This is a genomic window from Dietzia sp. CQ4 (assembly GCF_014145125.1).
Classification (GTDB): domain Bacteria; phylum Actinomycetota; class Actinomycetes; order Mycobacteriales; family Mycobacteriaceae; genus Dietzia; species Dietzia natronolimnaea.
This window is the reverse complement of sequence record NZ_JAALDZ010000401.1, coordinates 1-3,689: the sequence shown is the minus strand read 5'-3', so window position 1 is coordinate 3,689 and position 3,689 is coordinate 1. Positions and strand designations below refer to the sequence as shown.

At 70.9% G+C, this 3,689-nt stretch carries 5 protein-coding genes; all 5 read left to right on the top strand.

Annotated elements, in window-relative coordinates; all coding sequences use genetic code 11:
• Positions 1–299, top strand: a 299-nt coding sequence (locus G6031_RS17765) for a helix-turn-helix domain-containing protein (RefSeq protein WP_182653986.1), incomplete at its 5' end; no start/stop codon positions are given.
• A gap of 390 nt (positions 300–689) precedes the next feature.
• Positions 690–830 (top strand): hypothetical protein, encoded by a 141-nt coding sequence (locus tag G6031_RS17760; protein WP_182653985.1) that lies wholly within the window; start codon positions 690–692, stop codon positions 828–830.
• Positions 827–928, top strand: a complete 102-nt coding sequence (locus G6031_RS17755; protein ID WP_182653984.1) for a potassium-transporting ATPase subunit F — start codon at positions 827–829, stop codon at positions 926–928. The genes G6031_RS17760 and G6031_RS17755 overlap by 4 nt, the downstream gene beginning before the upstream one ends.
• Positions 925–2,625: a potassium-transporting ATPase subunit KdpA gene (gene kdpA / locus G6031_RS17750; protein ID WP_182653983.1), complete on the top strand. Its 1,701-nt coding sequence runs from the start codon at positions 925–927 to the stop codon at positions 2,623–2,625. The genes G6031_RS17755 and kdpA overlap by 4 nt, the downstream gene beginning before the upstream one ends.
• On the top strand, positions 2,622–3,689 hold a 1,068-nt coding region (locus G6031_RS17745), incomplete at its 3' end, for an HAD-IC family P-type ATPase (protein WP_347238526.1). The genes kdpA and G6031_RS17745, both read left to right, overlap by 4 nt.

The following is a 3,689-nucleotide window of genomic DNA, read 5'->3' as shown; positions in this document are numbered from 1 at the left end:
ACCAGACGCGGAACCGATTCCCACCACATCACGGGGCACTATCCTTCAACGAACTGCGCCGGACCATTCCGGCCGTGTCGCAGAAATCCCTGTCGACCACCCTGCGTCGGTTAGAACGCAACGGGCTCATCGAGCGCCGCGCGCTCACCACCCGGCCGATCGCGGTGGAGTACCGGATCACCCCGCTGGGCAAGACGGTGCGCGAACCGCTTGACGCGCTGCTCGACTGGGCGTCGGCGAACCTGCCGGCCATCGAGCGGGCCCGTGAGACGTTCGACGCCGAGCAGGGCGGTTCCTGACCGACGGTGCCCCGCATGGCACTCCGGTGGATTCTCGCGACGGAGGAGCCCGGTACCGACGAGCTCGCGGCGGGAGAACCGGCCGCAGAACTGCCGCGTGGTCACAAACGATCACGTTTTCCCAGGCGACGTGACCCAGATTCGGCCAGGTGTGACCACTCGGCGAGAGAACACGCCGCGCGAGGGTCGCCGCAGTGGCGTCGGCATGGGCACCCGCGCGAGCGCCGGCGCGTCCGCAGATCGCCCCGTCAGGGACGGATAAAGATCCCCGCCCGGGGCGTCAAGAGTCCGTAAATGCCACTTCCCGCACGGGCGCGGGGGACGCAGGCTTCTCGGTGCAGTGCTGGCCACCGCCGCGCTGATCCCCGATCGAAAGTGACCGTGCCCGCGATGCTCGATATCGCCTACCTCGCGCTCATGCTGGCCTGCCTGGCCGGCTGCGTGTTCCTCGTCGACCGGCTCTCCCGGTCCGACGAGCCCGCCACCTCCCCCGAGACCGCATCCTCGACTACGTCGGGGGCCGGCCGATGACCGTCGCGGGAGTCACCACCGTGATCCTGCTGGTGGTGGCGGCGAGTCTGTTGGCCTACCTGGTGCTCGCGCTGGTCGACCCCGAGCGGTTCTCATGAGCCCGGCGCTCGCCGCGGGCCTCCAGGTGGCCTGCCTCCTCGGGCTGCTGGCCGCGCTGTATATCCCGCTCGGCGACTACATGGCCCGGGTGTTCACCAGCGACCGTGACCTCGGGGTCGAACGACTCCTCTACCGACTCGCCCGCGTGGACCCGCGCCGCGAGCAGTCCTGGCGTGTCTACGCCCTGGGCGTGCTCGCGTTCTCCGCGGTCAGCATGCTGGCGCTCTACGTGATCCAGCGCGTCCAGCACTGGCTGCCGCCGCTGGGGGCTACTCAGTCCGCGGTCGAACCGGCGATGGCGTTCAACACAGCCGTCTCCTTTGTCACCAACACCAACTGGCAGTCCTACACACCGGAGGAGACCCTCACCAACCTCACGCAGATGGTGGGGCTGACGGTGCAGAACTTCGTCTCCGCGGCCGTCGGGATCGCCGTGGCGGTCGCGGTGGTGCGGGGGTTCTGCCGGGTCCGCAGCAGCGTGATCGGCAACTTCTGGGTGGACCTCACCCGCGCCGTCATCCGGGTGTTGCTCCCCCTCGGCCTGATCTTCGCCGCACTGTTCCTCACCCAGGGCATGATCCAGTCGTTCTCCGGCGGCGTGGCCGTGACGGCGCTCGACGGCACCGCACAGCAGATCTCCACGGCGCCGGTCGCCTCCCAGGAGGCGCTCAAGCTGCTCGGCACCAACGGCGGCGGGGTGCTGGGAGCCAACTCGGCGCACCCGTTCGAGAACCCCACCCCGCTCGCCAACCTGCTGTCGATCCTCGCTCTGCTGCTGATCCCGGTGGCGCTGACCCGGACCTTCGGCACCATGCTCGCCGAGTCCGGGGCGGGCAGCCGCCGGCACGGGCTGATGATCCTCGGCGTGATGGCCACCCTGTGGGGCGGCATGCTCGCGGTGGTCACCTGGGCCGAGTACAACGCCGTCGGCGTGGCCGCCCAGGCCGCCGGGATGCAGATGGAGGGCAAAGAGGTCCGTCACGGGATCCCGGCCTCGGTGCTGTTCGCGGTGTCCACCACGGGCACCTCCACCGGCGCGGTCGACTCGGCACACGACAGCTACTCTGCCCTCGGCGGCGGGGCGCTGATCCTCAACATGCTGCTCGGCGAGATCGCGCCCGGCGGGGTCGGTACCGGCCTCTACGGGATCCTGGTGCTGGCCGTGCTCGCGGTGTTCGTGGGCGGGTTGCTGGTCGGCCGGACCCCCGAGATCGTGGGCAAGAAGATCGGCCGGCGCGAGATCACCTGCGCCAGCCTGTCTCTGCTGGTCATGCCGGTGCTCGTGCTCACCGGCGTCGCGATCACGGCCGTGCTGCCGTCGGCGCTCGAGGCCCGGGGCAACGGCGGGCCCGCCGGATCGCCCAACTCGGCGCACGGACTCAGCGAGTACCTCTACGCCTTCACCTCCGCGGCCAACAACAACGGCTCCGCGTTCGGCGGCCTCACGGTCACCGACCACTGGTTCCAGGCCGCCCTCGGGGTGTGCATGATCCTCGGTCGGTTCCTGCCGATCATCCTCGTCCTGGCCATGGCCGGCTCCCTCGCCGCACAGAAGCGCAGCGAGCCCGGCCCCGGCACCCTGCCGACCCACGGACCGCTCTTCGGCGGCCTGCTGCTCGGCGTCATCCTCCTGGTGGCGGCGCTGACCTTCGTGCCCACGCTCGCCCTCGGACCTATCGCGGAGGCACTCCAGTGACCGCCCTGCTCGACACCCGGCAACTCGCCGCGGCCGCCCCCGGCGCGCTGCGCAAGCTCGACCCACGCCACCAGGCCCGCAACCCCGTCCTCTTTGTGGTGTGGGTGGGGTCCCTCCTCACCACGGTCCTCGCGGTGCTGGACCCCACCGTGTTCAGCTGGTCCACCGCGGCCTGGTTGTGGGCCACCGTCCTGTTTGCCGGCCTGGCCGAGTCGGTGGCCGAGGGACGCGGCAAGGCGCAGGCGGACAGCCTGCGCAAGGTCACCACCGAGACCACCGCGAGGGTCCGACGCGGCCCCCACGAGACCCAGACCGTCCCGTCGACGGAACTGGTCGTCGGGGACCTGGTCGAGGTCCTGGCCGGCGAGGTGATCCCCGGTGACGGCGACGTGGTCGAGGGCATCGCCACCGTCGACGAGTCCGCGATCACCGGGGAGTCCGCGCCCGTCGTGCGGGAATCCGGCGGCGACCGCAGTGCCGTCACCGGCGGGACCGTGGTGCTCTCCGACCGCATTGTCGTGCGGATCTCCACCGCCCCGGGCGAGTCGTTCGTCGACCGGATGATCGCGCTTGTCGAGGGGGCCGAACGCAAGAAGACCCCCAACGAGATCGCGCTGAACATCCTCCTGGCGATGCTCACGATCGTCTTCCTGGTCGCGGTCCTCGCGCTCGGCCCGGTGGCCGCCTACTCGGGCGCCGAGATCGATCCGATCCGGCTCATCGCCCTCCTGGTGTGCCTCATCCCCACGACCATCGGTGCGCTGCTGTCCGCCATCGGCATCGCGGGCATGGACCGGCTCGTCCAGCACAACGTGCTCGCCACGTCGGGCCGCGCGGTCGAGGCCGCCGGCGACATCGACACCCTGCTGCTCGACAAGACCGGGACCATCACGTTCGGCTCCCGCCAGGCCACGTCCCTGGAGCCGGCGGCCGGTGCCTCGACGGCGGAGCTCGCCGCGGCCGCGCGGGCCTCGAGCCTGGCCGACGAGACCCCGGAGGGCCGCAGCATCGTGGAACTCTGCGCCCGCGATCACGACCTGCCGGCCGAGGCCACGCGGGCGGAG

Excerpts from the sequence above, each read along its gene's own strand:
- G6031_RS17755 (WP_182653984.1), top strand. The coding sequence starts at position 827 with ATGACCGTCGCGGGAGTCACCACCGTGATCCTGCTGGTGGTGGCGGCG.
- kdpA (WP_182653983.1), top strand. The coding sequence starts at position 925 with ATGAGCCCGGCGCTCGCCGCGGGCCTCCAGGTGGCCTGCCTCCTCGGG.
- G6031_RS17760 (WP_182653985.1), top strand. The coding sequence starts at position 690 with ATGCTCGATATCGCCTACCTCGCGCTCATGCTGGCCTGCCTGGCCGGC.